The organism is Micromonospora sp. NBRC 110009 (genome assembly GCF_030518795.1).
GTDB lineage: Bacteria > Actinomycetota > Actinomycetes > Mycobacteriales > Micromonosporaceae > Micromonospora.
Map to the genome: position 1 here is coordinate 6,247,269 of NZ_CP130427.1, position 25,987 is coordinate 6,273,255.

Annotated in this window: 25 protein-coding genes and 1 riboswitch; of the genes, 7 read left to right on the top strand and 18 right to left on the bottom strand. The window is 73.0% G+C overall.

Annotated features, from left to right (window positions below; translation table 11 throughout):
* Window positions 1-30 precede the first annotated feature (30 nt).
* The 4 genes from Q2K19_RS29515 to pdhA all read right to left on the bottom strand — a co-directional run bounded on the left by Q2K19_RS29515 (window position 31) and on the right by pdhA (window position 5,442).
* Window positions 31-1,710 carry a right-handed parallel beta-helix repeat-containing protein gene (locus Q2K19_RS29515; RefSeq protein WP_302765405.1) on the bottom strand — a complete coding sequence of 560 codons (1,680 nt, stop codon included), beginning with the start codon at window positions 1,708-1,710 and terminating at the stop codon, window positions 31-33.
* Between the two features lie 107 nt (window positions 1,711-1,817).
* Window positions 1,818-3,248, bottom strand: coding sequence for a dihydrolipoamide acetyltransferase family protein (locus tag Q2K19_RS29520; RefSeq protein ID WP_302765406.1), 1,431 nt, complete (start codon window positions 3,246-3,248; stop codon window positions 1,818-1,820).
* Window positions 3,233-4,237, bottom strand: coding sequence for an alpha-ketoacid dehydrogenase subunit beta (locus Q2K19_RS29525; protein WP_302765408.1), 1,005 nt, complete (start codon window positions 4,235-4,237; stop codon window positions 3,233-3,235). The genes Q2K19_RS29520 and Q2K19_RS29525 overlap by 16 nt, the downstream gene beginning before the upstream one ends.
* Window positions 4,237-5,442 (bottom strand): pyruvate dehydrogenase (acetyl-transferring) E1 component subunit alpha, encoded by a 1,206-nt coding sequence (gene pdhA, locus Q2K19_RS29530; RefSeq protein ID WP_302772824.1) that lies wholly within the window; start codon window positions 5,440-5,442, stop codon window positions 4,237-4,239. The genes Q2K19_RS29525 and pdhA overlap by 1 nt, the downstream gene beginning before the upstream one ends.
* 72 nt (window positions 5,443-5,514) lie before the next feature.
* Here pdhA and Q2K19_RS29535 point away from each other — a divergent pair, with 72 nt between their 5' ends.
* Window positions 5,515-6,021 (top strand): Lrp/AsnC family transcriptional regulator, encoded by a 507-nt coding sequence (locus tag Q2K19_RS29535; protein WP_302765409.1) that lies wholly within the window; start codon window positions 5,515-5,517, stop codon window positions 6,019-6,021.
* 10 nt (window positions 6,022-6,031) lie between these two features.
* On the opposite strand, the gene Q2K19_RS29540 is transcribed toward Q2K19_RS29535, so the two are convergent.
* The 3 genes from Q2K19_RS29540 to Q2K19_RS29550 all read right to left on the bottom strand — a co-directional run bounded on the left by Q2K19_RS29540 (window position 6,032) and on the right by Q2K19_RS29550 (window position 7,784).
* On the bottom strand, window positions 6,032-7,006 hold the full coding sequence (locus Q2K19_RS29540) for a DNA polymerase domain-containing protein (RefSeq protein ID WP_302765411.1): 975 nt from the start codon (window positions 7,004-7,006) through the stop codon (window positions 6,032-6,034).
* 59 nt (window positions 7,007-7,065) lie between these two features.
* A complete protein-coding gene (locus Q2K19_RS29545; protein WP_302765413.1) occupies window positions 7,066-7,392 on the bottom strand; it encodes a hypothetical protein in 327 nt (108 codons plus the stop codon).
* A 161-nt stretch (window positions 7,393-7,553) separates the two neighbouring features.
* A complete protein-coding gene (locus Q2K19_RS29550) occupies window positions 7,554-7,784 on the bottom strand; it encodes a hypothetical protein (protein WP_302772825.1) in 231 nt (76 codons plus the stop codon).
* 163 nt (window positions 7,785-7,947) lie between these two features.
* On the opposite strand from Q2K19_RS29550, the gene Q2K19_RS29555 reads away from it, so the two are divergent.
* From Q2K19_RS29555 to Q2K19_RS29575, 5 genes are all read left to right on the top strand, one after another.
* Window positions 7,948-8,679, top strand: coding sequence for a histidine phosphatase family protein (locus Q2K19_RS29555; RefSeq protein WP_302765415.1), 732 nt, complete (start codon window positions 7,948-7,950; stop codon window positions 8,677-8,679).
* A complete protein-coding gene (locus Q2K19_RS29560; protein ID WP_302765417.1) occupies window positions 8,663-9,526 on the top strand; it encodes an NAD(P)H-hydrate dehydratase in 864 nt (287 codons plus the stop codon). Before Q2K19_RS29555 ends, Q2K19_RS29560 begins: the two co-directional genes overlap by 17 nt.
* Before the next feature lie 146 nt (window positions 9,527-9,672).
* Window positions 9,673-11,157 (top strand): S8 family peptidase, encoded by a 1,485-nt coding sequence (locus tag Q2K19_RS29565; protein ID WP_302765419.1) that lies wholly within the window; start codon window positions 9,673-9,675, stop codon window positions 11,155-11,157.
* 115 nt (window positions 11,158-11,272) lie between these two features.
* Window positions 11,273-11,773: a hemerythrin domain-containing protein gene (locus Q2K19_RS29570; RefSeq protein ID WP_302765421.1), complete on the top strand. Its 501-nt coding sequence runs from the start codon at window positions 11,273-11,275 to the stop codon at window positions 11,771-11,773.
* Between the two features lie 166 nt (window positions 11,774-11,939).
* Window positions 11,940-12,029, top strand: a riboswitch (ZMP/ZTP riboswitch).
* Between the two features lie 18 nt (window positions 12,030-12,047).
* On the top strand, window positions 12,048-13,466 hold the full coding sequence (locus Q2K19_RS29575) for a glycine hydroxymethyltransferase (protein ID WP_302765423.1): 1,419 nt from the start codon (window positions 12,048-12,050) through the stop codon (window positions 13,464-13,466).
* Between the two features lie 66 nt (window positions 13,467-13,532).
* On the opposite strand, the gene Q2K19_RS29580 is transcribed toward Q2K19_RS29575, so the two are convergent.
* The 7 genes from Q2K19_RS29580 to Q2K19_RS29610 form a co-directional block, all read right to left on the bottom strand.
* Window positions 13,533-14,567 (bottom strand): 2-hydroxyacid dehydrogenase, encoded by a 1,035-nt coding sequence (locus Q2K19_RS29580; RefSeq protein ID WP_302765425.1) that lies wholly within the window; start codon window positions 14,565-14,567, stop codon window positions 13,533-13,535.
* 50 nt (window positions 14,568-14,617) lie between these two features.
* The gene (locus tag Q2K19_RS29585) at window positions 14,618-15,235 is read right to left on the bottom strand and encodes a histidine phosphatase family protein (protein ID WP_302765427.1); all 618 of its coding nucleotides are present in this window, start codon (window positions 15,233-15,235) and stop codon (window positions 14,618-14,620) included.
* On the bottom strand, window positions 15,232-16,716 hold the full coding sequence (locus Q2K19_RS29590; RefSeq protein ID WP_302765429.1) for an FGGY-family carbohydrate kinase: 1,485 nt from the start codon (window positions 16,714-16,716) through the stop codon (window positions 15,232-15,234). Before Q2K19_RS29590 ends, Q2K19_RS29585 begins: the two co-directional genes overlap by 4 nt.
* On the bottom strand, window positions 16,713-18,209 hold the full coding sequence (locus Q2K19_RS29595; RefSeq protein WP_302765430.1) for an FGGY-family carbohydrate kinase: 1,497 nt from the start codon (window positions 18,207-18,209) through the stop codon (window positions 16,713-16,715). Before Q2K19_RS29595 ends, Q2K19_RS29590 begins: the two co-directional genes overlap by 4 nt.
* A gap of 25 nt (window positions 18,210-18,234) precedes the next feature.
* A complete protein-coding gene (locus Q2K19_RS29600) occupies window positions 18,235-19,494 on the bottom strand; it encodes a sugar ABC transporter permease (RefSeq protein ID WP_302765431.1) in 1,260 nt (419 codons plus the stop codon).
* Window positions 19,491-20,324 carry an ATP-binding cassette domain-containing protein gene (locus tag Q2K19_RS29605; RefSeq protein WP_302765433.1) on the bottom strand — a complete coding sequence of 278 codons (834 nt, stop codon included), beginning with the start codon at window positions 20,322-20,324 and terminating at the stop codon, window positions 19,491-19,493. The genes Q2K19_RS29600 and Q2K19_RS29605 overlap by 4 nt, the downstream gene beginning before the upstream one ends.
* A gap of 107 nt (window positions 20,325-20,431) precedes the next feature.
* Window positions 20,432-21,514, bottom strand: coding sequence for a substrate-binding domain-containing protein (locus Q2K19_RS29610; RefSeq protein ID WP_302765435.1), 1,083 nt, complete (start codon window positions 21,512-21,514; stop codon window positions 20,432-20,434).
* Window positions 21,515-21,932: 418 nt separating this feature from the next.
* Between Q2K19_RS29610 and Q2K19_RS29615 the strand changes: the two genes are divergently transcribed.
* The gene (locus Q2K19_RS29615; RefSeq protein ID WP_302765437.1) at window positions 21,933-22,754 is read left to right on the top strand and encodes a DeoR/GlpR family DNA-binding transcription regulator; all 822 of its coding nucleotides are present in this window, start codon (window positions 21,933-21,935) and stop codon (window positions 22,752-22,754) included.
* A 48-nt stretch (window positions 22,755-22,802) separates the two neighbouring features.
* Here Q2K19_RS29615 and Q2K19_RS29620 read toward each other — a convergent pair whose 3' ends face one another.
* From Q2K19_RS29620 to Q2K19_RS29635, 4 genes are all read right to left on the bottom strand, one after another.
* On the bottom strand, window positions 22,803-23,054 hold the full coding sequence (locus Q2K19_RS29620) for a hypothetical protein (protein ID WP_302765439.1): 252 nt from the start codon (window positions 23,052-23,054) through the stop codon (window positions 22,803-22,805).
* A gap of 69 nt (window positions 23,055-23,123) precedes the next feature.
* Window positions 23,124-24,059: a carbohydrate kinase family protein gene (locus tag Q2K19_RS29625; RefSeq protein ID WP_302765441.1), complete on the bottom strand. Its 936-nt coding sequence runs from the start codon at window positions 24,057-24,059 to the stop codon at window positions 23,124-23,126.
* Window position 24,060: 1 nt separating this feature from the next.
* Window positions 24,061-24,903: an ATP-binding cassette domain-containing protein gene (locus tag Q2K19_RS29630; RefSeq protein WP_302765443.1), complete on the bottom strand. Its 843-nt coding sequence runs from the start codon at window positions 24,901-24,903 to the stop codon at window positions 24,061-24,063.
* Window positions 24,900-25,928 (bottom strand): ABC transporter permease, encoded by a 1,029-nt coding sequence (locus Q2K19_RS29635; RefSeq protein ID WP_302765445.1) that lies wholly within the window; start codon window positions 25,926-25,928, stop codon window positions 24,900-24,902. The genes Q2K19_RS29630 and Q2K19_RS29635 overlap by 4 nt, the downstream gene beginning before the upstream one ends.
* Window positions 25,929-25,987: the final 59 nt, after the last annotated feature.

Consider the following 25,987-nt stretch of genomic DNA (forward strand, 5'->3'; position numbering starts at 1 on the left):
GGTTGCGCCGGACGGGCCGGGACGACCGGTTCAGCCCCAGTCGTCGTCGCCGTGGTTCCGTTCCCACCGGCCGCCGATCGGCGGGGTGTCCAGCCTGGTCGGCCCGTCCGCGTTCCCGGCGAGGTCGTTGTCCTCGACCCGGCAATCCACGCAACTGCCCTGCCCGGTGATCCACAGCCCGTGGGTCTGGGCACGCGGCTGTCGGCTGTCCCAGATCCGGTTGCCCCGGATGCTGGCCGCATCGAGCGCGGCGTCGACCGTGATCCCGGCTCTGGTCGACGGCGCCGCGGGCAGCTCGTACGGGGTGCCGGGAGCCGGGGTGTCCGCGCTCCAGGCGGTGAAGGCGTCCGGACGGATCGGCGCCAGGGTCAGCGTGGCGGAGTCGTTCGCGGCCACCACGGCGACCCGGTCGCCGACCCGTACCACCTTGCCCCGGTGCTCGTCGTGCTGCCAGTTCGCCAGCCGGTCGACCACCTGCCGCTCGCTGTACCGCACCGAGGGACCACCGCCGTCGGCCACCGGGCCGCACTGCCGCCCGTTGCCCCGGATCCGGTTGTTGACGATGATCGCGTCGGCGATCGGCCGGTCGATCCGGATCGCGTCCAGGCTGTTGCCGTAGAAGTCGTTGCTATCCATCACGATCTCCCGGGCGCGCTCCTGCTCCTCGCCGCCCAGGCTGCGCTGGTGGTAGCCGTACCGGCCGTTGCCGCTGATCCGGTTGCCCCGGATGGTGTACGGCCCGGGGGTGTTGCCGATGCTGATCCCGTCGCGCACGTTGCCGTCGATCACGCAGTCGGTCACGATGCCGCCCCGGCCGCCGGTGCCGGTGGTGCCCTTGGCCGAGACGTGAAAGCCCGCCTCCAGGTTGCCGGTCATCGTGCAGGCGGAGACGATCAGCCCGTTGGCGCCCCAGTCGGAGATGCCGAAGCGGTTGCCCTGGGCGTGGCAGCCGATGACCCGGATGCCCCGCGGGCGCAGCTCGCCGGCCTCCTGCAACTCCAGGAAGATCCCGTTGGTGGCGTTGCCGATCGCCGAGCAGTTGACGATGTTGAGCCGCTCGACGCTGCCCCACCCGCCCACGCCGACCCCGATGCCGGCCCCGCCCATCTCGGTGCCGTTGTCCAACCGGCCGCAACCGGCGACCAGCACCCCGTCGATCAGGCTGTCCTGGAGGAAGTCGCAGCCCAGGCCGGTCCCGGCGGTGTGGTGGATGTAGAGGTTGCGGAACACCCCCCGCACGACGTACTGAAGGGCGAGGCCCTTGGCGAGCGGGTTGTACTCGGCCGAGGCCACCCCGGAGCCGTCGATCTCGAAGTCGGCGAAGGTGCAGTACGCCAGGTGCCGTTCCCGGTCCGCGCCGTGCAGGGCGGTGGTGTGGAAGGCCAGCGGGGTCGGGTCGGCCCGGTTCCCGGAGTTGCTCAGCACGAACCGGGTCGCGCCGGGGCCGGCGCCGACCAGCGAGACGCCGGCGCGCCACACCGTCCCGGCGTCCCGGATCGAGTACACCCCGGGTGGACAGTAGATCACCCGGGCCCGCCCGTCGGCGCCGTACGCGTCCCCCAGCCGATCCACCAGGGCGGCGAAGGCCGGTTGGTCGTTGGTCGTCCCGTCCCCGGTCAGGCCGTGCTCGCGGGCGTTGCACATCAGGGGCGCGCCGGCAACGGGGTAGGTACGCACGCCGCCGGCCGAGTACATGTGCGGGTACGCCATCGGTGCCCTCCCCGTCGACAACCGGCCTCGCTTTCCCGGTCCGGCGGAGGAGAAACGGGCACGGCCCCGGGTCCCGGGAGTGGCCGGGACCCGGGGCCGGGTCGAGGTCAGACGTTCGCCACCAGCAGCGCCGGCTGCTCGACGCAGTCCGCCACGTGCCGCAGGAACCCGCCGGCCACCCCGCCGTCGCAGACCCGGTGGTCGAAGGTGAGGCTGAGCTGGGTCACCTTGCGGACCGCGAGCTGCCCGTCGACCACCCAGGGCTTGTCCACGATGCGACCGACGCCGAGCAACGCCGCCTCCGGGTGGTTGATAATCGGGGTGGAGCCGTCCACGCCGAACACCCCGTAGTTGTTCAGGGTGAAGGTGCCGCCGGTCAGCCGCGCCGGGGGCAGGGTGCCGGCCCGGGCCGCGGCGGTGGTGTCGGCGAGGGCGGCGGCCAGTTCCCGGGTGGTGAGCCGCTGGGCGTTGCGGAGCACCGGGACGACCAGGCCGCGGTCGGTCTGCGCGGCGATGCCCAGGTGCACGCCGGCCGACTGGACGATCCGCTGCCCCTCGGTGTCCACCCGCGCGTTGAGCTGCGGGTACTTCCGCAGGCCGCTGAGGCAGATCCGGGCCAGCAGGGCCAGGATGCTGACCGGCGCGTCCGGGGTGGCGGCGTTGATCGCGGCCCGGGTCTGCAGCAGCCCGGTGGCGTCCACGTCCACCCAGATGGTCACCTCGGGGATCTCCCGCCGGCTGCGGGAGAGCTTGTCCGCGATCGCCTTGCGGATGCCGGTGAGCGGGATGACCACGTCACCGTCGCCGGCCGGGGCGAGGCCGACGTGCGCCTCGGGCGCGTCCGGCACGGCGGCGAGCGTCGCGGCCGGGGCGGCCAGCGCCGCCTCGACGTCGGCGCGGCGGATGACGCCGCCGGGCCCGGTGCCGGTCAGGGCCGCCAGGTCCAGCCCGCGCTCCCTGGCCAGCCGCCGGACGATCGGGGAGATGACCAGGGGCGCCGTCGCCCCGGCCGGGCCGGGGCGGGCCGGCAGCTCGGTACGCTCCGCCCCGGTCGCCGCCGCCCGGCCCGCGGCGGCGCCGCTGGCGCCGGCCGTGGCCGCGTCCGTCGCGGTCGGGGCCGACGCACCGGGCTCGGGGGCCAGGGCGAGGCGCGGGCGGCGGCGCCGGCGGCCGGCGCCGCCGTGGCCGGTGCCGTACCCGATGAGGACGTTGCCGGAGCCGGCCCGCTCCTCCTCGCGGTACGTGGCGTGCGGGTCGTCGCCGCCGTCGCCGTCCAGCGGCGCGATGGTGATCAGCGGCTGGCCGACCGGGCGGACCTCGCCCGCCGCGCCGTGCAGGGCGACGACCCGGCCGGCGTACGGACAGGGCACGTCGACGACGGCCTTCGCGGTCTCCACCTCGACCACGGTCTGGTCCACGGTCACCACGTCGCCGACGGCGACCCGCCACTCGACGATCTCCGCCTCGCTGAGCCCCTCGCCTAGGTCGGGCAGGAGGAAGTCGCGCGTTCCGGTCGTGGTGGTCATGCCGCCACCCACCGGGTGTCCGGCTGGTCGTCCCACTGGAGCCGGGCCACGGTGTCCAGCACCCGGTCCACCGACGGCAGGTGGGTGTGCTCCAGCATCGGCGCCGGGTACGGGATGTCCAGGCCGGACACCCGCAGCACCGGGGCGTGCAGGGCGTGGAAGCAGCGCTCCTGGACCCGGGCGGCGATCTCCGCGCCGACCCCGGCGAAGCCCTGCGCCTCCTGGACCACCACGCAGCGGCCGGTCCGGCGCACCGAGGCGGTGATGGTGGCGTCGTCGAACGGCACGATGGTGCGCACGTCGACCACCTCCAGGTCCCAGCCCTCCTCGCGGGCGGCCTCGGCGGCCTCCAGCGCGACCGGCACGGCCGGGCCGTACGCGACCAGGGTGGCGTCGGTGCCGGCCCGCCGGACGACGGCCTTGCCGAACGGCGCGGTCCGGGCCGGCAGCTCCGCCTCGGCGCTGGAGAAGTAGAGCTTCTTCGGCTCCATGAACACGACCGGGTCCGGGTCGTCGATCGCCTCACGCAGCAGCGAGTAGGCGTCCTCGACGGTGGCCGGGGTGACCACCTTCAGGCCGGGGGTGTGCGCGTAGTACGCCTCGGAGGAGTCGCAGTGGTGCTCCACGCCGCCGATGCCGCCGGCATACGGGACCCGGATGACGATCGGCACGCTGAGCGCGCCCCGGGTGCGGTTGCGCAGCTTCGCCACGTGCGAGGCGATCTGCTCGAACGCCGGGTACGCGAAGGCGTCGAACTGCATCTCGACCACCGGCCGCAGCCCGGACAGGGCCAGGCCGACGGCGAAGCCGACGATGCCGGCCTCGGCGAGCGGGGTGTCGAAGCAGCGCTTGTCGCCGAACCGGGCCTGGAGCCCGTCGGTGATCCGGAAGACGCCGCCGAGCTGCCCGACGTCCTCGCCGAAGACGACCACCCGCTCGTCGTCGAGCATCGCGTCGGCGAGCGCGGCGTTGAGCGCCTTCGCCATGGTCATGGTGGCCATCAGGCGTCCCCCTCCTGGTCACGGGCGGCGGCCAGTTCGGCGCGGACCTGCTCGCGCTGCTCGACCAACTGCGGGGTCGGCTCCGCGTAGACGTGGTCGAAGAGGCTGAGCGGGTCGACCGCCGGCTGGGCGTTCATCCGCTCGCGCAGCGCGGCGGCGTACGCCTCGGCCTCGTCGGCGATCGCCGCGACGGCGGCGTCGTCCAGCACGCCCCGGTCCCGCAGGTACGCCTCCAGCCGGGCGATCGGGTCGCGGTCCCGCCACGCCTCGACCTCCTCGGCGTCCCGGTAGCGGGTCTGGTCGTCGGCGTTGGTGTGCGGCTCCATCCGGTAGGTGTGCGCCTCCACCAGGAACGGCCCCCGGCCGGCCCGGGCGTGCTCGACCGCGCGGGTGAGCACCGCGAGCACCGCCACCGGGTCGTTGCCGTCGACCTGCTCGCTGGGCACGCCGTAGCCGACACCCTTGTACGCCAGGCTCGGCGCGGCGGTCTGCCGGGAGAGCGGGACGCTGATCGCGTACTTGTTGTTCTGCACGAAGTAGACGACCGGGGCCTTGAACACGGCGGCGAAGTTGACCCCCTCGTGGAAGTCGCCCTCGCTGGTCGCGCCGTCGCCGATGAAGGCCAGCGCGACGGTGTCCCGCCCCTGGTAGGACTCGCCGTACGCCAGGCCCGCGGCGTGCACGCACTGGGTCGCCAGCGGGGTGCACTGCGGCGCGGTGTGCCGGGCGGCCGGGTCGTAGCCACAGTGCCAGTCGCCGCGCAGCAGGGTGAGCACCTCGACCGGGTCGATGCCCCGGGCGGTCAGCGCCATCGACTCGCGGTAGGTGGGGAAGACCCAGTCGGTGTCGCGCAGGGCGAGGATTCCGCCGACCTGGCACGCCTCCTGCCCTCGGGAGGACGGGTAGACGGCGAGGCGGCCCTGCTTGGTCAGCGCGGTGGCCTGCACGTCGAAGCGGCGGCCGACGACCATCCGGCGGTACATCTCCCGCAGCGCCTCGACCGGCGGCTCCGGATAGTCGTCCCGGGGCGGCAGCGGGGTGCCGTCGGGGTTCAGCAGTCGGACCGGCTCGGTGCGCGGCAGCAGGCCGTCCGTCGGCTCGGGGGCGGCCGGGGTGGCCGGCCGGCGGGTGCGGGGGGTTGCCCTGCGGACCGCCTGGGGTGTGGTCGTCACGGCGGGGACCTCCTGGACGTGTGGTGGCCCTATGCTCCTGCTGTCGGATGATTGACTCAACATCCCGGATGAACGCGGGACGAATGGCACGGAGATGAGGGCTTCATGAGCCAGGAGACCGGGGCCACACCGGGCACGGCAGGCGGAACGGGACGTTCGGCCGGGCGGCTCGACGAGGTCGACCGGCGAATCCTGCACGAACTGGTCCGCGACGGCCGGCTCTCCATCCGTACGCTGGCCGAACGCGTGCACGTCTCGCGCACCAACGCGTACGCCCGGGTGGAGCGGCTGGTGCGGGACGGGGTGATCGCCGGGTTCCAGGCGCGGGTGGCGCCGGAACCGGCCGGGCTGGGCACCTCGGCGTACATCGCGCTGACCATCGAGCAGAACACCTGGCGGGAGGTCTCGGCCGAGCTGGCCCGGGTGCGCTACGTCGAGCACGCGGCGCTGCTCAGCGGCGAGCACGACGTGCTGGCCCTGGTCCGGGCGCCGGACAACGCCACCCTGCGGAACGTCGTGCTGGAGCGGGTGCAGAGCATCGCCGGGGTGCTGTCCACCCGGACCTGGCTGGTCTTCGAGGAGTTCGACGGCACGCAGACCGCCTGGCAGTGAGGGTGCCGGGTCAGCGCTCCGGCGGGGCCTCCAAGCCCTCGCGGTCGGCCAGCTCCAGCAACGGTTCCAGGGAGAAGCGGCGGTCGTCGAGGCCGGCGTGCGGGTCACCCCGATCGGCGAACCGCGCCGGCATGCTGACCACGTCGAAGTCCTCCGGCCGCGCGTCGTCCAGCTCCGACCAGTCCAGCGGCGCGGAGACCAGCGCCCGCGGGCTGGGCCGGATCGAGTACGCCGACGTGATGGTGTGGTCGCGGGCCATCTGGTTGTAGTCGACGAAGACCGGCCGGTCCCGTTGCTCCCGCCACCAGGTGGTGGTCACCAGGTCGGGCAGCCGGCGCTGCATCTCCCGCCCCAGCGCCAGCACCGCCCGCCGGCACTCCCCGAAGCTCCAGCGGGGTTCGATCGACAGGTAGACGTGGATGCCCCGGCCACCGGTGGTCTTCGGGTAGCCGGCCAGCCCCAGCTCGTCCAGGAACGCGCGTACCTCGTGGGCGACCGGGACCACCTGGGCGAAGTCCACCCCCGGCATCGGGTCCAGGTCGATCCGGAGCTGGTCCGGGTGCTCCACGTCGCCGGCCGAGACCGGCCACGGGTGGAACCGCAGCGTGCCCAGGTTCGCCGCCCAGATCACCACGGCCAGCTCGCTCGGGGCCACCTCGTCGGCGGTCCGGCCACTGGGAAAGGTGATGTGCACCGTGCGCACCCAGTCGGGGGCGCCGGCCGGCAGCCGCTTCTGGTAGAACGCGTCGCCGCGGTTGTCCTGCCGGGTGGCGATCTTCGCGCCCTCGAACACGCCACGCGGCCACCGCTCCAACATGGTCGGCCGGTCGCGCAGCGCGCGCAGGATGCCGTCGCCGACGGCGAGGAAGTAGCGCACCACGTCCAGCTTGGTCAGGCCGCGCTCCGGGAAGTACGGCTTGTCGGGGCTGGAGACGCGGACCAGCCGCTCGCCCACCCGGATCTCCTCGGCCGCCTTGGTCGCCACGCCTCACACCGTAGCCGCCATCCGGCGACCGCGGGTCGTCCGCGACAGCGGCACGCGGGTCAGGAGATCAGCGCGATGCCCGCCACGACCAGCGGGAGCCCGACGAACAGGAAGATCCCCACGCCGGTGAGCACCCGCCCCCCGCCGGCGGTCTCCCGCTCGGGCGCCAAGCCGAACGCGGCACGGGCGCCCAGCATGCCGACCCGGCTCAGGGTCAGGTCGCCGGTGACGCCGAGCAGCGCCCCGATGACGACCAGGGCGATGCCGAACCGGTGGACGTAGTCGCCACCGGACACCGCGACCCACAGGCCGGCAGCGATCGCGACGGCCACCACGGCGATGACGAACAGCACCAGCGCTTCCCGCAGACCCCTGAGGACCGTCATGGATGGCTCCATCCCGTCGTGTCGGACGGGACATTCTGCTTCATCCATTGGCCGGGTCGCTGCCCCGTGCCGCGACGGCGGTCGGTCGGGGCGCCCGGGGGTCGCGGCTGCCGGGACCGGGCACGACGGGTTCGCCCGTCCGGCCCCGGCGGCGCCGGTGCTCAGCGACCTTCCTGCTGCATTCGCATCATGAGCATCTGCTTGCCCTGGTCACCCGCCTTGCGGTTGTTCTCCTGGATCTTGCGGAACCAGTTGGCGAGTTCGGTGTCGCCGCGCTGCTCCGCGTCGGAGATGTAGGTGTCCATCCGGTAGATGTTCTCCAGGGACATCTGCACGGTGTGGATCAGGTCGTAGTTCTTGTCCCGCACCGGGCTCATCTGTTCCTTGGTCATGGTCGCCACGGCGTACCTCCCCTGTCCGTGTTGGTCGAGCCAGCGCATACCCCCGGTCGGCCCGTTCACGCCCACCAAGCTGGTCCGGGACGGCGCCGCGGGCCGGGCGGCCGGGCCGGGTCGGGACGGTTACCCGGCGGAGGGCCCGGGTACCGGTTGCCGCATGGCGGAACTGGCAGCGCTGTGGATCGTGCGGCATGGCGAGAGCACGGCGAACGTGGCGGCCGGCACGGCCGAGGCGTCCGGCGCGGAGCTGATCGAGCTCAGCCACCGGGACGCGGACGTGCCGCTCTCCCCGACCGGGCAGGAGCAGGCCCGAGCCACCGGCCGCTGGCTGGCCGGGCTGCCCGAGGCGCACCGGCCGGACGTCGCGGTGATGTCGCCCTACCTGCGGGCGGTGCAGACCGCCGAGCTGGCGCTGGCCGGCACCGGCATCCCGGTCACCCGGGACGAGCGGCTGCGCGACCGGGAGCTCGGCATCCTCGACGGGCTGACCGCGCACGGGGTGCGGCGGCGGTTCCCGGAGGAAGCGGCGCGGCGAACCCGGCTCGGCAAGTTCTACTACCGGCCGCCGGGCGGCGAGTCCTGGCCGGACGTGGCGCTACGGCTGCGCGCGCTCCTCGGCGACCTGCGCCGGGACCATGAGGGCGGGCGGGTGCTGCTGTTCGGCCACGACGCACTGGTCTTCCTGTTCCGCTATCTGGTGGAGGGGATCACCGAGGCGGACCTGCTGGCGCTGACCCGGGCGCACTCGATCGCCAACTGCTCGGTCACCGGCTGGTCGGCCGACGCCGCCGGCCGGCTCACCCTCGACGTGTTCAACGACGTCACCCACCTCCGCCAGGAGGGCGCGCGACCCACCCGGGAGGACGAGGTCCATGCCGAACCCGTCTGATGTGATCACGCCCGCCCTGCTGCGCGACTGGGCGCTGCCCGTGCCGACCGGCGGCAAGGAGGCCCGGGGCACGGTGCTGGTGGTCGGCGGGTCCCGGTTCACCCCCGGCGCGGTGCTGCTCGCCGGGGTGGCCGCGCTACGCGCCGGCGCGGGCGTGCTGCAACTGGCCGCCGCCGAGTCCACCGCCGCCGCGCTCAGCATCCAGGTGCCCGAGGCGCTCGTCGTCGGCCTGGCCGAGACGGCCGACGGGGCGGTGCGGGACGACCCGGGCGACCTGCTCGGCGGCCTGGTCGCCGAGGCGGACGTGGTGGCGGTCGGCCCCGGGCTGAAGAACATCGACGCCACCCGCGCACTGCTGCACCTGGTCCTCGACGCGGCCGGGCCGGCGACCTCGCTGGTGCTCGACGCGTACGCCCTCGGCGCGCTCAGCCACGAGCCCGGCCTGTTGGTCGGTTCGGGCCGCAAGGTGGTGCTCACCCCCAACCTCGCCGAGGCCCGGCACCTGCTCGACCGCGAGCCCGGCGACGACCTGGACGCCGCGGCGGCCGAACTGGCCCGCCGGTACGACGCGGTGGTCTCCCTCTACGGCCACATCGCCACGCCGGACGGGCGGGGCTGGCGGGAGGAGAGCGGCGACGCCGGCCTGGGCACGTCGGGCAGCGGTGACGTCCGCGCCGGTCTCCTCGCCGGGCTGCTGTCCCGGGGCGCCGAGCCGGCCCAGGCCGCCTGCTGGGCCGCGTTCGCGCACGCGGTGAGCGGACAACGCCTGGTCCCCCGGTACGGCCGGATCGGCTTTCTCGCCCGTGAACTGCTCGACGAGATTCCCTACACGTTGGCCACCGTCTGACGGTTGTTGTTCAGCCGTTCGGGTGTGTGTAACAACACACCCACTGCCTACGCTGGTTGACCGAAGGCAAGCAACCTGCTCGTCTTCCGCCGGCCCGCTTCCCGCCAGGGAGCGCGGCCGGCCGGATCGGCCCCCTGGGAGTCTGTGTGAAGAACCTCCGTCGCAAGACGCTGGCCGCCGCGTCCGCCGTGACGCTCGGCGTCGGCCTCGCCCTCACCGGCGGGCTGGCTCCGGCGGCGGCCGCCGGACCGGACACCTCGTATCTGGTCCTCGCCCCGCAGGGCGCCAACACCAGCAAGGCCGCCGCCCGCGTGGCGGCCGCCAACGGCACCGTCGTGGCCACCTACGACCAGATCGGCGTGCTCGTCGTCCGCTCGACCAACCCGAACTTCGCCACCCAGGTGGCGGGGGCGGGCGTCGAGTCGGTGGCGTCCACCGCCGGCCTGGGCACCGCCCTCGACGAGGGCGAGACCGTGGAGGTCTCCGCGGCCGACGTCGCCAGCGCCACCGGCGGCCCGACCAACGAGCCCCTCTACGGGCAGCAGTGGGACATGGACATGATCCACGTCCCGCAGGCGCAGGCGAAGAACGCCGGTAGCTCGAACGTCGTCGTCGGCGTGCTGGACAGCGGCATCTCCAGCACCCACCCCGACCTGGCGACCCAGATCGCCAAGGACAAGAGCACGTCCTGCCTGGGCGGTGTCGCCGACACCACCGAGGCGGCGTGGAACCCGACCACCAGCGACCACGGCACCCACGTGGCCGGCACCATCGCCGCCGCCGTCAACGGCGTCGGCGTGACCGGCATCGCGCCGGGCGTCAAGGTCGCCTCCGTCAAGGTGGTCAACGACGACGGCTACATCTACCCGGAGGCTGCGGTCTGCGGGTTCATGTGGGCCGCCACGCACGGCATGCGGGTCACCAACAACAGCTACTACATCGACCCGTGGGAGCTGAACTGCCGCAACGACGTCCGCCAGCGTCCGGTGTGGCAGGCCGTGCAGCGCGCCATCCGTTACTCGAACAGCCAGGGCGTGCTCAACGTGGCGTCCGCGGGTAACTCCAACTACGACCTGGCCCACAAGATCACCGACACCGGCAGCCCGGACGACGGGACGCCGGAGGTGCGCGAGAACCTCACCAGCGCCTGCATGGACCTCCCCGCGGAGGCCCCGGGCGTGGTGACCGTCTCGGCGGTCGGTCCGACCGGCGCGAAGAGCTACTACTCCTCGTACGGTCTGGGCGTGGTGGATGTGACGGCCCCGGGTGGTGACACCCGGTTCCGTACCCAGGGCGTCCGGTCGACGCTGACCGACGGCATCCTGTCGACGACCTTCAACACCACCACCAAGACCAACGGGTGGGGTTACAAGCAGGGCACCTCGATGTCCGGCCCGCACGCCACCGGCGTCGCGGCGCTGGCGCTGTCGGCGCACCCCGACCTGGCTCCGGGCGCGCTGGCGGCGTTCCTGGAGGGCACCTCCGTGTCCATGTCCTGCCCGGCGGGCGTCTACAACCCGGTGCCGCTGATCTCGGCGGGCCCGACGGCCTACAACGCGACCTGCTCCGGCGGGCAGCGCACCTCGTTCTACGGCGCCGGCATGGTCGACGCGTTCAACGTGGTGAAGTAGCGGTACGGCACAACCCGTGGTGGGGCCCGGCGGAACGTCGCCGGGCCCCACTCGTTTTTGCCGCTCATCCCGCGGGTAGGGGAAGCACCGTCAGCCCAGACCCGAGGAGGTACCGGTGTCCACCGACGCGATCGTGCTGCTCAAAGAGGACCACAAGGAGGTCCGCCGCCTGTTCAAGGCATTCCAGGACGCCGAGGAGGGGCCGGCGAGCGAGCGGCAGAAGCTGGTCAAGCAGATCCTCGAGGCGCTGACCGTGCACACCTACCTCGAGAACGAGGTCATGTACCCGGAGGTCCGCAAGCTGGTGCCGGACATCGAGGACGACATCCTGGAGTCGTACGAGGAGCACCACGTCGCGGACGTGCTCTGCTTCGAGCTGTCGACCATGGACCCCGACGACGAGCGGTTCAACGCCAAGACGACGGTGCTGATCGAGAACGTGCTGCACCACGTCGAGGAGGAGGAGCAGGAGTGGTTCCCCAAGGTCCGCGAGGCGCTCGGCCGTAACCAGCTCCAGGAGATCGGCCAGCGCATGATCGACCTGCGTCCGAAGGCGCCGAAGACGCCGGCCGCGCCGAAGGCGCTGAAGAAGTCGCTGGACGCGGTCGTCGCCTGAGCGGGCACCACACTGACGGCGGGACCCGGCCTCGGCCGGGTCCCGCCGCCGTTCCTGCCGCTCCGCCGCCCGAACCCCACATGATTTGCCCAGCCCCGGGCGGACGAACCCGGCCGGCGCGCGGCGGAGGTGCGCCGGGTCGGGCTCCGGCGGACCCGGTAGGATCGGCGCGGGCCGTGACTGGCGCGTGGGGATGGAGAACCATCGGGAAGCGGTCCCGTCATGAGGACGCACGCCGAGCGCCTGGGCCTTCCGCACGTCACCAGGAGGTCGCATGTCGCTGAACGCCGAATCCACCGCCTTCCGCAGCGCGCTGGAGGTGATCCGCGCCGTCGAACCGCGGGTGGCGGACGCCATCGGGGCGGAACTGGCCGACCAGCGCGAGTCGCTCAAGCTCATCGCCAGCGAGAACTACGCCTCCCCGGCCACCCTGCTGGCCATGGGCAACTGGTTCAGCGACAAGTACGCCGAGGGCACCGTCGGCCGCCGCTTCTACGCCGGCTGCCAGAACGTCGACACCGTCGAGGCACTCGCCGCCGAGCACGCCCGGGAGCTGTTCGGCGCCGCCCACGCGTACGTGCAGCCGCACTCGGGCATCGACGCCAACCTGGTCGCCTTCTGGGCGATCCTGGCCGACCGGGTGGAGTCCCCGGCACTGAAGAAGGCCCAGGTTCGCCAGGTCAACGAGCTCACCGAGGCGGACTGGTTCGCGCTCCGCCGCGAGCTGGGCAACCAGCGGATGCTGGGCATGTCGCTGGACGCCGGCGGCCACCTCACCCACGGCTTCCGGCCGAACATCTCCGGAAAGATGTTCGACCAGCGCAGCTACGGCACCGACCCGGCGACCGGCCTGATCGACTACGACCGGGTCGCCGAGGCGGCTCGCGAGTTCAAGCCGCTGATCCTGGTCGCCGGCTACTCGGCGTACCCCCGGAAGGTCAACTTCCGGATCATGCGGGAGATCGCCGACTCGGTCGGCGCCACCTTCATGGTCGACATGGCGCACTTCGCCGGCCTGGTCGCCGGGAAGGTCTTCACCGGCGACTTCGACCCGGTGCCGCACGCGCACATCGTCACCACCACCACCCACAAGTCGCTGCGCGGCCCGCGCGGCGGCCTGGTGCTCTGCGGCCCGGAGCTGGCCGACCAGGTCGACCGGGGCTGCCCGATGGTGCTCGGCGGCCCGCTGCCGCACGTGATGGCGGCCAAGGCGGTCGCCCTCGCGGAGGCCCGCCGCCCCGACTTCGCCGACTACGCGCAGCGCATCGTCGCCAACGCCCACGCGCTCGCCGAGGGGCTGGTGCGCCGGGGCGCGAAGCTGGTCACCGGCGGCACCGACAACCACCTGGTGCTGATCGACGTCTCCGGGTACGGCCTGACCGGCCGGCAGGCGGAGCAGGCGCTGCTCGACTCGGGCATCGTGACCAACCGCAACGCCGTCCCGCAGGACCCGAACGGCGCCTGGTACACCTCCGGCATCCGGATCGGCACCCCGGCGCTGACCACCCGGGGCCTCGGCACCGCGGAGATGGACGTCACCGCCGAGCTGATCCACACCGTGCTCAGCCAGACCACCCCCGGCGAGTCCAAGGCGAAGTACGTGCTCGACCCGGCCCTGGCCAACAAGGTGAACAAGCACGCCAGCGAGCTGCTGGCCGGCTTCCCCCTCTACCCCGCCGTCGACCTCGGCTGACCGCCGCTCGGCCGACGCCGATCAGGGAGTTGTGGTGGACCAACCACAACTCCCTGATCGATCGGGTCAGCCCCGCACCTGCGGGTTGGCGCAGCAGCGGAGCGGCTCGCCGCGCAGGTAACGGCCCACCTCTCCGGCGACGATGCGGGCGGCGTTCGCAGCGGTCTCCTTGCTGGCCCCCGCCAGGTGTGGGGTCAGCACGATGTTCGGCGTGGTGAGCAGTCGGGAACCGGCCGGGATCGGCTCCGCCGGAAAGACGTCGAAGGCCGCGCCGAACAGGTGCCCGGCGTCGAGGGCGTCGCACACAGCGTCGTAGTCGAGCAGCGCGCCCCGGGCGCAGTTGACGATGACCGAACCCGCCGGCATCGCGGCCAGTTGCGCGGCACCCATCATCCCGGTGGTCTCAGGGGTGAGGCGGGCGTGCAGGGAGACGACCCGGGACCGCAACAGCAGGTCGTCCAGGGAGGTCAACTCGGCGACCCCGGCGACCTGGTCGGCGGTGACGTACGGGTCGTGCACCAGGACCCGCGCGCCGAACGCGTGCAGGATGCGGGCGACCCGGCTGCCGATCGCGCCGAACCCGACCAGCCCGACCGTGCTGCCGCCCAGCTCCGGCCCGACGCTGTCGTAGCGATAGTAGTCGCCACGCCAGACCCCGTTCAGGAGGTCCTGGTGGGTCGGCGCGATCCGGCGGACGGCCGCGAGGATCATGGCGATGGTGTGTTCGGCCGTGGCGGCCGCGTTGCGGCCCGGCGCGGAGCAGACGGACACGCCCCGCTCGGTCGCCGCGTCGAGGTTGACGTTCACCGGCCCGCCGCGGCTGACGCAGACCAGCTCAAGGTCCGGTGCGGCCTCGAGCACCTTCCGGGTGATCGGTGCCATCTGCGTCACGCAGACCCGCACCCCGCGCAGCGCCTCGATCAGCTCGTCCTCGGTGCCGGACGCCTCGTGCACCTCCGCCACCGGTCCGAACGGCTCGACCGGCCAAGGCAGCGTCAGCTCGCTGATGTCGAGACCGTCGGGGACCTCGGCGCGTACGGCGTCGACGAGCAGACGGTTGAGGACGAAATGGTCGCCGGCGGCGAGCAGGCGGACGCTCATCAGTGGATCTCCCAGGGGGTTGTCGCGGGTTCGGCGGACGGGACGTGGACTCAGCCCGTCGGCCGGGCGATCGGGGCGTTGAACTCGAGGACGGCGACCCCGTCGTCGTCCAGCCGGATCTCGGTGAGGGCGCAGTTGCGGACGAACGGGAACAGCCGGCGATACTCCCGCAGCGGCACCCCGAGCAGCTGGCACAGGGCCAGCCGGATGGCGGTCGTGTGCGCGACCACGAGAACCCGACCGTCGGGGTGCTGGGCGGCGATGTCGCGCAGGCACGCGGTGAACCGCTGCGCGGCGTGGGCCGGGTCCTCCCCGCCGGGCAGGTGGTCCGCGACCGGATCGGCGTGGAAGGCGTCCAACGCCTGCGGGAACTGCTCCCGCATCTCCGCGCGGGTCAGCCCCTCGCCGTCACCGAAGTCGAGTTCCCGCAGCCGTTCGTCGACCCGCAGCGGGGTGCCGGCCGCCTCGGCGCAGGACGCGGCGGTGAGCTGGGCACGGCTCAGGGTGGAGGTCCAGACCGCGGACAGCCCGGCCGTCGCGGCCCAGGCCGCCAGCTGCGCGGCCTGCTCGTGCCCGCGGGTGGTGAGCGAGATGTCGCTGACCCCGGCGTACCGGTTCTCCGCGTGCCAGACGGTCTCCCCGTGGCGGACGAGGACGAGGGTGGTCATTGGGCGGTCCTTTCCCGTGCGTGTGCGGCCGCAGTCGGTGCCAGCCAGCCCCGTTGCTCGAGCACCTCGACCAGCCGCAGATATCCCGGCGCGAACCGGCTGTGCGAGCCCGCGCGCGGCTCGACGATCGCCCGTACCCGCACCATGGCCGCCGCCACCTCGACCGGGTCCCGGCCGGCCGCCGCCGCGAGGATCGCCATGCCGAGCGCGGGCTCGGCGTTCTCCGGCAGCACCGCCGGCCGACCGAGGACGTCCGCGCGCAGCTGGTTCCAGTAGCCGCTGCGAGTGGCGCCGCCGGTCAGCACGAGCTCGCCGTCCAACGGGGCACCGAGCAGGTGCAGGTAGTCGAAGCAGAGCCGCTCGAGGTATGCGACCCCCTGCAGCACCGCCGCGAACCGATCGCCCTCCCCGGTCGGCTCGCCGAGCAGGAAGCCGCGTGCCGCGGGGGCGACGAACGGGAAGCGTTCGCCGGTGGAGACCAGCGGATAGCAGAGGGCGGTCGCGGGCTCGTGAAACGCCGCCGCGCGGTTGAGGGCGTCGAGGTCGGCGTCCGGGAAGTCGCGCGAGACCGCGCCCGCCCCGGTGCTCGACGCGCCGCCGGGCAGCCAGGTGTCGTTCGGGCCGCGGTGCGAGTAGACCGCGCCGGCCGGGTCGTGGACCGGCTCGCGGGCGACTCCCTTGAGCACCAGGGTGGTGCCGAGCACGGAGTTCCAGCTGCCGACCCGCAACGCGCCGGACCCGAGCTGCGCCGCACACCCGTCGGTCATGCCAGCGATCACGGGGGTGCCGACGGGGATGCCGGTCTGCTCGGCGGCGTCGGCGCAGACCGTGCCGAGGCGGGTGCCGGACCGGACCAGCGGCGGCAGCAGCTCACCGGGCACGCCGAGGGCGTCGAGGACGGCGGCCGGCCAGTCGCCGTTGACGAGGTGGGCGCCGGTCTTCAGCGCGTTGCTCAGGTCGGTCGGCACCTCGTGCCCGACCAGGCGGCGGTTGATCACATCGCTCTGGTGCGCCAGCCGGTGCGCCTCTGCCGCGCGGGGGTGGTGCCGCAGCAGCCACAGCAGCTTCGGCAGCGCCCAGGCGGGCTGCATGCGTTGATAGCCCAGCGCCGCCCAGGTGGCCGCGCCGACCTCGTTCACCCGCTCGGCCTCGGCGGCGGCGCGGGTGTCGTCGTACATGACGCCCGGGGTCACCGGCTCGCCGGTCCGGTCCACCAGGAGCACCGTGCCGGAGGTGGCGTCGACGGCGACGCCCCGGACGCTGGCCGGCGGCACGTCGGCCAGCGCGGCGCGCGCCGCGGCCGACACCGCGGCCCACCACTGTCGCGGATCCTGCTCGTGCCGGTTGCCGTCGCGGTTGCTGGTCAGCGGCGCGCTGCCCATGCCGACGGCGACACCCGTGCCGGTGACGGCCAGGGCCCGCACGCTCTGCGTACCGAGATCGAGTCCAACCCAGACGCCGTCGTCCTCCGGCCGCCTCACCGGTCCCCCTCTCCGCGCAGGGCCGCCAGTCGCGGCCACATCGTCGCCGCCTGCCGGCGCAGGCGGACGAACTCTTCGAGCAGGTCGGCGTAGCGCCGCGTCCGCACCGGGTCCGGCGCGAACGAGTCCCGGACCAGCACGTGCGCCGCGACCGCCTCCTCCACCGTGGCCGCGGCCCCGGTGGCGAGCTTGCCGACGACGAACGCGCCGCGGGCGCCGACCTCGGCGTCGGCGGTACGCCGCACGGGTACGCCGACCAGGTCGGCGATGAGCTGCGACCAGGCCCCGTTCGCCGCGCCGCCGCCGCAGACCCCCAGCTCCGTCGGAGTCACCTGCGAGGCGGCCAGGCAGTCGCGGATGACCAGGGTGAGCCCCTCGACGATGGCACGGGCGATGTGCGCCCGCCCGTGTTCGACGGAGAGACCGAACAGCATCCCCCTCGCGTGCGGGTCGACGAACGGCACCCGTTCGCCGGCCGGGGACAGGTAGGGCAGGAACATCAGGCCGTCCGCGCCTACCGGCGCCTGGCCCGCCAGGTCGATCAGCTCGCCGGGGCGGTCCAGGCCGAGCAGCCCGCACGCCCAGGTCAACACCTCGGTGCCGGTCAGCGTGGGCATGGCCCGCAGGTGCCGGCCCGGCACACCGAGGGCGACGGTCGCCCCGAGCGGCTCGGCGCCGAACGACACGTCGTCGGTCACCACCTCGGTGCAGAGCGTGGTGCCGAGGATGCTGCACGCCTGGCCGGGGCGGACCGCGCCCGCGCCGATCGCCGTGGCCGCGATGTCGTAGGGGGCGACCACGACCGGGGTACCCGCCGGCACGCCCAGGTCGGCGGCGGCGTCCGCGCGCAGCGGTGCGACCCGCCGCGCGCCGCGGGCCACCGGGGGCAGCAGCCGCTCCGCCCACGCCAGGTCGAACAGGTCGAGCAGGCCACGGTCGTACCGGCCGGTGCGCAGCTCCACGAACGGCGCCGAGGCGTCCGACTCCTCCATCACGACCGCGCCGGTGAGCTGGGCGAAGAGCCAGCCACCGCAGGTCAGGACAGCCGCCGAGCGGGCCAACCGATCCGGGTCGTGGGTGTGCAGCCAGCTGAGGATCGCGTTGGGCAGGCCGGGGAAGGTGACCGAGCCGTTGCGGCGGAACGCCTCGGGGAGCAGGCCGGCCTCGGCCCAGCCCCGCACCACCGACGCGGCCCGGCCGTCGTTCCAGAGCACGGCCGGACCGGTCGGCGCTCCGGCCGCGTCGACCAGCCAGCAGCCGTCGCCCTGCGCGGTGAGCGCGAGGAAATCGACGTCACCGGGAAGCTGGATGCGGACGGCCCGGATCGCGCGGAACACCGCATCCCGGACCTGGCCCATGTCCTGCTCGACCCAGCCGGACCTCGGCCGCTGGACGAGCGCCGGCTCCCGGACCACGACCGCCTCCCGGCCTTTCTCGTCGTAACCGACGGCCTTGATCATCGTCGTGCCGGCGTCGACGCAGATGGCTGTCACGATCCTCCCTCCGACTGACCCGCGCTCAGCCCCGGCCGTGCGACGCCCGGGACCGGCGGGCCACCGAGTCCAGCGCCACGGCGAGCAGCAGGACGGCACCGGTGACCATGAACCGGAACGAGGAATCCAGGTTCAGCAGGGTCAGCCCACTGGAGATCGACTGGATCACCACCATGCCGAGCAGCGCGGCGAAGGCGCTGCCCCGGCCGCCGAAGAGGCTGGTGCCGCCGATGACGGCGGCCGCGATGGCGTTGAGGTTGACGTCGCCACCGCCGCTGCTCTGGTTGGCCGCGGCGAGCCGGGCGGCGGCCAGGACACCACCGACGGCGGCCAGCGTGGTGCAGACCATGAAGACGGAGGTGTAGACGGCCTTGACGTTGATGCCCGCCCGCCGGGCCGCCTCGACGTTGCCGCCGATCGCGTACACCGCCTTGCCGTATTTCGTCCGGCGGAGCACGTAGTGCGCGGCCAGGACGAGGGCGAGGAAGAGCACGAACATCCAGCCGACGCCGCGGGTCTGCTGCAGGTAGGACACCACCACGCCGAGCCCGACGGCGAGCACGACGCTGCGGACGGCGAGGTACTGCACCGACGCGGCGGACAGCTGCGCCCGGCGGCGGTTGCGGGCGCGCCGGTAGCCGCTCGCGAACCAGCCCACGGCGCCCAGCCCGACGAGGGTGTACGACAGCCACGCCGGCAGGAAGGCCAGTTGCGCGAAGGTCACCAGACCGGAGTCGAAGGGCAGGTTGATCGAGCCCTTGGCGCCGAGCACCCACAGTTGGAGACCGAGGAAGCCGAGCAGGCCGCCGAGGGTGATGACGAAGCTGGGGACGCCCAACCGGTTGAACAGTTGCCCGTAGACCCAGCCCAGCGCGGCTCCCATGACGACGGCTGCGGCGATCGCGACCCAGGCGGGCAGCCCTCGGTCGACGAAGAGCACGGCCATGACCGCGGCGGACAGGCCGCTGATCGAGCCGACCGACAGGTCGATCTGGCCGACCAGGAGCATGAACACGACACCGAGCGCGATCACGCCGACCGGTACGCACTCCAGGGTGAGGTTCACCAGGTTGGCGCTGGACAGGAAGATCGGGTTGAGCGACTGCAGCACGGTCCAGATGACGACGAGCCCGGCCACCACGGGCAGCACCCCGAGGTCGCCGCTGCGCACCTGGTCGATGAAGGCGGCCACGGCCCCACGAACGCCGACCTGTTGCCGCAGCCGTTCGTCGTGCAGGTCGGTCGGGCCGGACGAGGCCGGCGCGGCGGTGTGAACGTCGGTCACGGCTGGGTCCTCCCTTCGAGGGTCGTTGTCGGCTGGGCGCGCCGCGCGCTACGTCGAGCGACGACGTTGTCCGTGGCGCCGGTGATCGCGGCGATGATGTCCTCGGGTGAGACCTCGTCCACCGCGAAGACCCCGTTGTTGCGGCCCAGCCGCAGCACGGCCACGGTGTCGGCGACGGCCTTCACGTCCGCCATGTTGTGGCTGATCATGATCACGCCATGGCCGCGTTCGCGGAGCCGCTCGATGAGGTTGAGCACCTCGGCCGTCTGCGCCACGCCGAGGGCGGCGGTGGGCTCGTCCAGGATCACGATCTTGGGGTCGCCCAGCAGTGACCGGGCGATGGCGACCGTCTGGCGCTGCCCGCCGGAGAGCGAGGCGACCGGGATCCGGACCGTCGGGATCTTGGCGGAGAGCTGCCGCAGCAGCTCCCACGAGCGGACCTCCATGGCCACGTCGTCGAGGCGCAGGCCGCGCAGCTCGTGGCCGAGGAAGAGGTTCTCGATCACGTTGAGGTTCTCGCACAGCGCGAGATCCTGGAAGACCGTGGCGATGCCGAGGTGGTGAGCGGCGGCCGGGTTCGGGATGGCGACCTCGTTGCCCTCGAACCTGATGGTCCCGGCGTCCTGGGCGTGCACCCCGGAGAGGATCTTCACGAGGGTGGACTTGCCGGCGCCGTTGTCGCCGACGATCGCCACCACCTGACCGGCGGCCACGTCGAGGTCGATGTCGGTCAGGGCGGCGACGGCGCCGAACGTCTTGCTGATGCCGCGGAGCGACAGGACGATGTCGGCCCCGGGTTCCGGAAGTTGGCTGGTCGGCGTAGGCGACATGGCGGTCCTTCGAGGGCTGGTGGGACGGTTGCTCCGCGGGGCGGGGCGGTGGCGCGGGGAGGTCCGGCACCTCGTCACCGTGGCGGCGAGGGGCCGGACCGGACCGCCTACTTGATGCCGAGCTTGTCGCAGGCGGCCTTGTACTCCGCGGTGCAGACATCCGCCGCCTTCAGCGCGCCGTCCGGACCGAACATCACCTCGGCGACGTTCTGCTGCGTCACGACCGTCGGGGTGAACAGCTTCGACGGCGTGTCGAAGAGAGTGGTCTCGCCCGCGGGCGCGTTGCCCTGGACGAACTTGTACGCGATCTCCGCGGCCGCCTCGGCCACGATCTTGATCGGCTTCGAGATCGTGTTGTACTGGTCACCGGCGATGATCCGCTGGATCGCCGCCAGTTCCGCGTCGTTGCCGGTCACCGGCGGCACCTTCGCGCCGGCGGCCTTGAACGCCGCGATCGCGCCGCCTCCGGTGCCGTCGTTGGCGGCCACCACGCCAGCGACCTGGCCCGGGAACTGGGTGATCTGTCCGCTCACCCATTCCTGCGCCTTGCTCGGCTGCCAGCCCGGGGTGTCGTACTCGGCCAGCAGCTTGAACCCGCTCGGGTCGACGGCGGAGTGGATGCCCTTCTTGATCAGCCCGGCGGCGGCGTCGGTGGGCGAGCCGTTGACCTCGAGGATGCCGCCCTGCGCGTTGGACTGCTTGAGGTGGTCCACCAGGGACTGGGCGATCAGCGAGCCGATCTTCTCGTTGTCGAAGGAGACGTAGTAGTCGGCCTTCGCGGCCGGGATGGGCCGGTCGTAGGCGATGACGGCGACCTTCTGGGCCTGCGCCGACTTCACGATCGTGGCGGCGGCGGCCGAGTCGACCGGGTCGAGCACGATCGCCTTGACGCCCTGGGCGAGGACCGAGTTGGCCTGCTGCTGCTGCTTCGACGCGTCAGCGCCGGCGTTCTGGTAGAGCACCTCGCACTTCGGGCAGAGGTCCTTCATCTTGGCCTTGAACAGCGGAGCGTCGTACTGCTCGTAGCGGGTGGAGGCGATGTCCGGCATCAGGAACGCGATCTTCGCGTTCTCCGCACCCTTGCCGGAGCCGCCGCCGGCGTCGTCGGTGGAGGCACAGGCGGCGAGGGACGGGGCGGCGAGCAGCGTCGCGGCAACGGCGACGAGTGCCCGCAGGGGGATTCTCTTCATGACGCACTCCTCAGGTGTTCCGGCCGCACCCCGGTCTTTCGGGGGTGGTGGGTGCGGGCCGGCGTCGGCTGCCGTCCCGAACGGTCCGACAAGACCGTCGGGCAGTCCGTGACGACGAGGGTCGCTCGTGTTACGAACCAAACACCAGGGACCGTTGGGATGTCAAGAGTCTGAATTAAAACACAACTCGCCTGTGACGTAGGGCGGCCAAAACAGGCCCTGTCGCTGCGTAATCGGGCGTATGTCGGACGGAGATTACGTGTTATCTTCTCAGCGACATCACATGATGACGTCGGCAGAGCGTCGCCCGAAGCGGCGGGGCCGGACGCGGTAGGTTGCGGCATGCGCGCGCCGGAGCGGACCGGATCCCCTCACCTCCGGACCGGGCCGCTCAGCACCCACGACAGGAGGCAGCCCGGTGGCCAACGATGTCGCCAGCGTGAACACGGTGCCCGAGGCGGCCCCGCCACCGACCCCACGTGAGCGGCGCGAGCAGATTCGCCGGCGGGTCATCGACGAGGGCTTCGTCAAGATCGAAGACCTCGCCGAGGCGCAGGGCGTGAGCCTGATGACCATCCATCGCGATCTCGACGTGCTGCAGAGCGAGGGCTGGCTACGCAAGGTACGCGGCGGCGCGACCGCCCAACCCTCGGCCGTCCACCACGGCGACGTACGCCACCGGGTGCAGGCGATGGCCGCCGAGAAGCGGGACCTCGCCCTCGCGGCGGTGGAACTCGTCACCCCAGGCGCCGCCATCATGATCGACGAGAGCACCACCGGGCTGGCGGTCGCGGAACTGCTGCCGGCCCGCGGCCCGCTGACCGTCATCAGCAACTTCCTGGCCGTGCTGAAGCTGCTCGCCGGTGAGCCGGGAGTCGACCTCATCGGTCTCGGCGGCGCCTACTACCCGGCGTACGACGCGTTCCTCGGCATGCAGACCACCGACGCCATCCGGTCCCTGCGGGCCGACGTCCTGTTCATGTCGACGACCGCGGTCACCGACGGACACTGCTACCACCAGTCACAGGAGACGGTGGCCGTCAAACGGGCGCTCATGGAGGCCGCCAACCGGCGCGTCCTCCTCATCGACCACAGCAAGTTCACCAAGAACGGGCTGCACCAGCTCGCGCCGCTCACCGCCTTCGACCTGGTCATCGTGGATGCGGGCGCGGACGAGTCCCAACTCGCCCCACTCCGGGCACAGGGCGTCCCCCTCAGAATCGCCGGTCGAGCCGCCTGACCCGGACCGGCCGACTCGCCCGGCAGCGACGGCGCGCCCGCCCGCGGGTCAGCGCAGCGGCCGCTTGAGGTGGTAGCGGTGCACCTCGGTGCTGCCCTGGACGTTGTTCACGTCCTCCGCGGCCGAGACCAGCTCCCAGCCCTCCCGGCCGACCCGGTTGAGGTGTGCGATCGCGGTGTCGCCGTACCCGGTCACGTCGGTGCGCGACCCCTCCGGGCCGTACCAGACGAACGAGACGTGGAAATTGCGGCCCTGCCCCTGATAGCGGCGGACCAGCAACGCGTACTCCCAGGCAACCATTCATCCATTATCTACGGTCGGTTCGCCGTCCCGGGCCACGGGTGGTGGCGGAACGACGACACCGTGGCGTCACGCCGGGGCGGGCAGGGCGGCCAGCTCGGCCCGGGTGGGCGGGTCGGCGCCCCGGCGGGCGCAGGTCAGCGCGGCCACCCGCGCCGCGTCGTCGAGCACGGCGGCGAGCGTCTCGGCGGCGGCGGCCCGCAGTGCGCCGCGCCGGTCGGCGCCGAGCAGCCCGCGGTCCCGGAGCGCGGCCAGCAGCCCGGCGGTGAACGCGTCACCGGCGCCCACCGTGTCCACCACCGTCACCGGCCGGGCGGCCACCCGCCGCGCCACCTGCCGGGTGACCGCCAGCGCCCCCTCGGCACCGAGGGTGACCACGACGAGGCCGGCGCCCAGCTCCAGCCAGCCTTGCGCCACCCGGTCCGGCGGCTGTTCCGGGTGCAGCCAGTCCAGGTCCTCGCGGCTGACCTTGACCAGGTCCGCGACAGCGACCAGTTCCTCGACCCGGTGCCGGGCCCGGACCGGGTCACCGGTGAGCGACGGGCGGCAGTTCGGGTCGAAACTGATCATCGCGGCGGCCCGCCGGTCGCGGACCAGCGCCACCACGTCGCCGGCGCCCGGGTCGAGGACGGTGGCCAGCGAGCCGGTGTGCAGGCAGTCGCTGCCGGCGCCCACCCGGGTGAGCGCGCCGGCCGGGAAGGCCGGCCAGTCGATCGCGAAGTCGTACCGTGCCTGCCCGTCCGCGCCCACCCGGGTCCGGGCCACGCTGGTGCGCGGCAGGTCCGACACCGAGGCCGGGTCCAGCCGTACGCCACTGGCGGCCAGGTGGGCGCGGACCAACCGCCCGTATGCGTCGTCGCCGAGCTGGGTGAGCAGGGTCGTGGGCTGACCGAGGCGGGCGAGGGCGACCGCGACGTTGGCCGGGCTGCCGCCCGGGTACGCGGCCGCCCCGTCCGCCGGTTCCTCGATCAGGTCGACCAGGCTCTCGCCGACAACCGTGATCACCTCAGCCCGCCTGCCGGCCCGGGGTCTGCTCGAGCGTGGTCGCGCCGGTCATGATGGCCACCGCCTCGGGCATGCTGTGCGACGCCGGCGTCACCACCCCCGCGCACCGGCCCAGCCGCTGGATGTGGATCCGGTCGGCCACCGCGAACACGTGCGGCATGTTGTGGCTGATCAGGATCACCGGCAGGCCCCGGGAGCGGAGCTCCTCGATCATCCGGAGCACCTGGTTGGACTCCTTCACGCCGAGCGCCGCGGTGGGTTCGTCGAGCACGATCACCTTGCTGCCGAAGGCGGCGGCCCGGGCCACCGAGACCGCCTGACGCTGGCCCCCGGAGAGCGTCTCGACCGGCTGTGCCACGTTCTGCAGCGTGCCGATCCCGAGGTCCGCGAGGGCCTGCTCGGCGTCGCGGCGCATCCCCTTCTGGTCGAGCATCCGGAACACCGAGCCGAGGATGCCGCGCCGGCGCTGCTCCCGGCCGAGGAAGAGGTTGCTCGCGATGTCCAGCGCCGGCGCCACGGCCAGGGTCTGGTAGACCGTCTCGATGCCCGCGTCCCGGGCGTCCTGGGGGCGCTTGAACTGCACCGGCTTCCCCTCCAGGCGCAGCCCGCCGGCGTCCGGGATCAGGGCCCCGGTCAGGCACTTGATCAGGGTGGACTTCCCGGCGCCGTTGTCGCCGATGACGGCGAGCACCTCGCCCGGGTAGAGGTCGAGGTCCACCCCGTCCAGGCCGACGACCTTGCCGAACGTCTTCACCAGCCCGCGGGCGGAGAGCACCGGCGTACGCTGGCCGCCGGCGGTCGCGCCGGGAGTGTCGAGCGGGGTGGCTGCGGTGGCGGCGGTCATGACCTCACCTTCCTGATCCACTGGTCCACGGCGACGGCGAGGATCACCAGCACGCCGACGGCGAGTACGCGGTACTGGTCGTCCACCCCGGCCAGCGAGAGGCCGCTGCGGAAGAAGCCGACGATCAGCGCGCCGAGCAGCGTGCCGAGCACGGCGCCGCGGCCGCCGAAGAGGCTGGTGCCGCCGATGACGACGGCGGTGATGCTCTCCAGGTTAGCGTCGGTGATGGCGTTCGGGCTGGCCGCACCGGCGCGTCCGATGAGGATCCACGCGGTGAGGCCGTAGATCGCCCCGGCGATGAGGTAGACGCTGACCAGCACCCGATCGACCCGGATGCCGGCGAGCCGGGCGGCCTCCTTGTCGTCGCCGACCGCGTACACGTGCCGGCCCCAGGCGGTGTTGGCGAGGGCGAAGCCGACGGCGAGGTAGAGCAGGAGCACCGCGATCACGCCCACGGTGATCCGGAACCGGCCGACCGGGAAGGTCTCGCCGGTCCAGTTCAGCAGCGCCGGCAGGTCGGTGCCCTGCACGCTGCGCCCCTCCGAGTAGAGGAGCCCGACGGCGGTGAAGACGCTGAGCGTGCCCAGGGTGACGATGAACGGGGGCAGCTTGAGCCGGGTCACCAGCCCGCCGTTGAGCGCGCCGGCGGCGGCCCCGATCGCCACGGCCAGCAGCACGGCGAGGACGGCCGGCAGCCCGTTCTCGGCGGCCAGCTTGGCCGCCAGCATCATCGCCAGGATGGTGACGGCGCCGACCGACAGGTCGATGCCCGCGGTCAGGATGATCAGCGTCTGCCCGACGGCGAGCGCGCCGATGACGGCCACCTGCTGCAGCACGAGCGACAGCGAGTTGGGCGAGGCGAAGCGCGGGTTGAGCGTGGCGAAGACGACGAAGGAGATGAGCAGGACGAGGAACGGGCTGATCGCGGGGTGGGCGTGCAGCAGGTGCTGCACCCGTTGCAGTGGCGAGTGCCGGCGCAGCGCGAACTCCTGCGCCGCGGTGGTCGGTGGCGTGGCGGTGGTCATCGTGGGCTCCCTGCCGGTGGCGGCGGTGGCGGACGGGCCGCCGGGTCGGGGGCGCGGGC

Bases quoted from the DNA above. Each gene is read 5' to 3' on its own strand.
- Q2K19_RS29605 (WP_302765433.1), bottom strand. From the start codon at position 20,324: ATGTCGCCTACGCCGACCAGCCAACTTCCGGAACCCGGGGCCGACATC.
- Q2K19_RS29610 (WP_302765435.1), bottom strand. From the start codon at position 21,514: ATGAAGAGAATCCCCCTGCGGGCACTCGTCGCCGTTGCCGCGACGCTG.
- Q2K19_RS29515 (WP_302765405.1), bottom strand. From the start codon at position 1,710: ATGGCGTACCCGCACATGTACTCGGCCGGCGGCGTGCGTACCTACCCC.
- Q2K19_RS29620 (WP_302765439.1), bottom strand. From the start codon at position 23,054: ATGGTTGCCTGGGAGTACGCGTTGCTGGTCCGCCGCTATCAGGGGCAG.
- Q2K19_RS29560 (WP_302765417.1), top strand. From the start codon at position 8,663: ATGCCGAACCCGTCTGATGTGATCACGCCCGCCCTGCTGCGCGACTGG.
- Q2K19_RS29550 (WP_302772825.1), bottom strand. From the start codon at position 7,784: ATGACCAAGGAACAGATGAGCCCGGTGCGGGACAAGAACTACGACCTG.
- Q2K19_RS29580 (WP_302765425.1), bottom strand. From the start codon at position 14,567: ATGAGCGTCCGCCTGCTCGCCGCCGGCGACCATTTCGTCCTCAACCGT.
- Q2K19_RS29555 (WP_302765415.1), top strand. From the start codon at position 7,948: ATGGCGGAACTGGCAGCGCTGTGGATCGTGCGGCATGGCGAGAGCACG.
- Q2K19_RS29635 (WP_302765445.1), bottom strand. From the start codon at position 25,928: ATGACCACCGCCACGCCACCGACCACCGCGGCGCAGGAGTTCGCGCTG.
- Q2K19_RS29585 (WP_302765427.1), bottom strand. From the start codon at position 15,235: ATGACCACCCTCGTCCTCGTCCGCCACGGGGAGACCGTCTGGCACGCG.
- Q2K19_RS29535 (WP_302765409.1), top strand. From the start codon at position 5,515: ATGAGCCAGGAGACCGGGGCCACACCGGGCACGGCAGGCGGAACGGGA.
- Q2K19_RS29630 (WP_302765443.1), bottom strand. From the start codon at position 24,903: ATGACCGCCGCCACCGCAGCCACCCCGCTCGACACTCCCGGCGCGACC.
- Q2K19_RS29525 (WP_302765408.1), bottom strand. From the start codon at position 4,237: ATGGCCACCATGACCATGGCGAAGGCGCTCAACGCCGCGCTCGCCGAC.
- Q2K19_RS29575 (WP_302765423.1), top strand. From the start codon at position 12,048: ATGTCGCTGAACGCCGAATCCACCGCCTTCCGCAGCGCGCTGGAGGTG.
- Q2K19_RS29545 (WP_302765413.1), bottom strand. From the start codon at position 7,392: ATGACGGTCCTCAGGGGTCTGCGGGAAGCGCTGGTGCTGTTCGTCATC.